Here is a 536-nt window from a genome sequence, read left to right as displayed (position 1 = left end):
GCGTGTCTCAGCAGTACATGATCGATCAAATGCAGGATACGATCGATGAACAGAAAAATACCATTGGTGAACAACAAAGCATTATTCAGGAACAACAAACTATCATTGAACAACTTAAGAAACAACTGGAAAAATAATTATGCCCAATAATAAGGAGTGCCACTTTTATGGATTTTTACACCGCAAAAAGACAATTCAACAATTATTTAAAAGACTACGACTGCCACAATGACAAAATCCGTTTAAAGATCGTACACACTTACGGCGTTGTAAAAGAAAGTACTGACATTTCAGCCCGTATGCGGTTATCTGAGGAAGATACCACACTTGCAAAGATGATCGCCCTGCTGCATGATATCGGACGTTTTGAGCAGTTAAAACGCTTCGACAGCTTTCTTCCGGACACGATGGATCATGCCGCTTACGGTGTAAAAATTCTGTTCAATAATGATAATGGAGAAAACCTGATCCGCAGGTTTGTTCCCGAATCTGATTTTGACGAAATCATCCGTATTTCCATTGCCAAACACAGTGAT

General features: G+C 39.4%; 1 protein-coding gene. It reads left to right on the top strand.

Annotation, left to right across the window (positions count from 1 at the left end; translation table 11 throughout):
• Positions 1 to 167: 167 nt before the first annotated feature.
• Positions 168 to 536, top strand: a 369-nt coding sequence (locus HMPREF1024_RS00010) for an HD domain-containing protein (RefSeq protein ID WP_009310213.1), incomplete at its 3' end; no start/stop codon positions are given.

It is taken from the genome of Klebsiella sp. 4_1_44FAA (assembly GCF_000238715.1).
Taxonomy (GTDB): domain Bacteria; phylum Pseudomonadota; class Gammaproteobacteria; order Enterobacterales; family Enterobacteriaceae; genus Klebsiella; species Klebsiella pneumoniae.
Note: the sequence above shows the minus strand (reverse complement) of the source record. Positions and strands in the feature narration are given on the sequence as shown.